The sequence below is a fragment of the Gracilibacillus sp. YIM 98692 genome (assembly GCF_010993965.1).
GTDB lineage: Bacteria > Bacillota > Bacilli > Bacillales > Amphibacillaceae > Gracilibacillus.
Window position 1 is genome coordinate 367 of sequence record NZ_WIXM01000063.1, and the last position, 1,662, is coordinate 2,028.

A 1,662-nucleotide genomic window follows, 5' to 3' on the forward strand; every position below is an offset into this window, starting at 1 on the left:
GCGAAGAAGAAGGTCTAACTTTCCATTACTTTTGGATTTCTTCTGAAAATGAAGTTGAACTTATTCGAGGACATGGAGATTATTTAAACCTTATCTTCAACTAAAGGGCAGCAAATGTTGATTTAAATAAAAAAGGAGGTGTTTGTTCTGCAAAAATGTAAAAAGTGCAATAGGCAATTTAGTTGGAGTAAAATCTATAAATCTTTTGTGTGGACATACAAACCGATTGAGTGTGATAAATGTGGCACAGAACACAGATTAACCATCTCTGGAAGGTTCACATTTGTATTTTTGACGATTGTACCAACGTTGATTTTTACTAACTTCCTTTCCCCTTTCGATAATTTCATTGTGACTCTTAGTATAGGGATATCCATACTTATAATCGGTTCATTGCTAACACCATATTTTATGAAGTATAGGGATGTATTGTGAAGTTTTGCACTTGAACTATAGGGGGCAAGAGTGGAACAACGAGCTGTCGATGTGGCAACTACTATTGTGTAAAATAAAGTTATAAACAAATTCAGATTGAGGTGTTACCTTGTCTAATCGTACTCAGTATAGTGTAGGAGATGTATTTGTTATTGATTTAAGCAATGGCTTGAAAGGATACGGTAGAATTTTAAAAATAAATGAACCGAGTCTTTTTATTGAATTATATAAAGTTTCTCCTGAACACGAACAAACTTTAGAAACTATTGTTAACAGCGAAAGCATTTTATCAATTTGGTGTTCTAAACATGGGATTACAAAAGGGATATGGTCGATTATAGGTAACATATCATTAAAAAGTGAAGTGAAGATGCCAGACTTTTGGAAAAGAGATGCCTTTAATGCTAGTAGAATTATATTAGTAAAAGGTGAACATGCCTTCGAAGAAACAGAAGAAGAAAATTCCTATGAAGTTACACAAGATAGGATAAAAGAGGCGCAACCCTATGGGATTTTTGGACATGATGCTGTGAAGATACGATATGAACACGAATTAAAACAACAAGGTTTAATATAGGTTTCTTGTTCCATTAACGGGAGGCAATATTGAACAAAGTTTTTAACTGGGAGGAGAGGGTTATGCGGTTATTATTAGGTGTTTTATCAGCTTTTAGTTTACTATTTATTATCGGATGTTCAACTGAAGAAAACGATATAAGTCTCGATGGAATTAAGGGTGAGATTGTAGCCGTTAAGGATAACTCTCTTCTAATTAAAAATGAAGACCACAGAGTGAATTTGAAGCATACGAGTGACACTGTGTTTATAGGGAAAAAGAATGGTGAGTTGTTAGTTGGTGATGTGGTGAAAACTTGGTATGATAGCGAACCTCTTGATAGTAATCCTATGCAGGCAATAGCATCAAAAATTGAATTTATCGAGTAGACACAATTCAACTAACGGGAGCTTTTATGCAAGATACACCTGTTATTGATTAAATATATTGAACTAGCTATTAGTTTTCTTAGTTAGATTGTAAACCACTTTATACACATAAAATCCTAGTGTGGAACCTAATATGTTTAGTATTAGTTTATCAATATCAAATACACCTAACTTAGTCAGATATTGAATGACTTCAATAATTAAACTTATGGCAACGGATACAAAAATAACTTGTGTCAGATGTTTTGTCTTTAGAGAAGTAAGAGGCAGCAATATTCCTAA

General features: G+C 33.3%; 4 protein-coding genes. 3 read left to right on the top strand and 1 reads right to left on the bottom strand.

Annotated elements, in window-relative coordinates; all coding sequences use genetic code 11:
* Nucleotides 1-138 precede the first annotated feature (138 nt).
* From GHD00_RS21505 to GHD00_RS20790, 3 genes are all read left to right on the top strand, one after another.
* A complete protein-coding gene (locus GHD00_RS21505; protein WP_163540078.1) occupies nucleotides 139-435 on the top strand; it encodes a TIGR04104 family putative zinc finger protein in 297 nt (98 codons plus the stop codon).
* Nucleotides 436-544: 109 nt separating this feature from the next.
* Nucleotides 545-1,012, top strand: coding sequence for an immunity 26/phosphotriesterase HocA family protein (locus tag GHD00_RS20785; RefSeq protein ID WP_163540079.1), 468 nt, complete (start codon nucleotides 545-547; stop codon nucleotides 1,010-1,012).
* A 62-nt stretch (nucleotides 1,013-1,074) separates the two neighbouring features.
* The gene (locus GHD00_RS20790; protein WP_163540080.1) at nucleotides 1,075-1,380 is read left to right on the top strand and encodes a DUF3221 domain-containing protein; all 306 of its coding nucleotides are present in this window, start codon (nucleotides 1,075-1,077) and stop codon (nucleotides 1,378-1,380) included.
* Between the two features lie 63 nt (nucleotides 1,381-1,443).
* Here the strand turns inward: GHD00_RS20790 and GHD00_RS20795 are convergent.
* The coding region (locus tag GHD00_RS20795) for a VanZ family protein (protein WP_163540081.1) at nucleotides 1,444-1,662 on the bottom strand (219 nt) is incomplete at its 5' end.

Coding starts and splice junctions, on each gene's coding strand:
- GHD00_RS20790 (WP_163540080.1), top strand. CDS start 1,075: ATGCGGTTATTATTAGGTGTTTTATCAGCTTTTAGTTTACTATTTATT.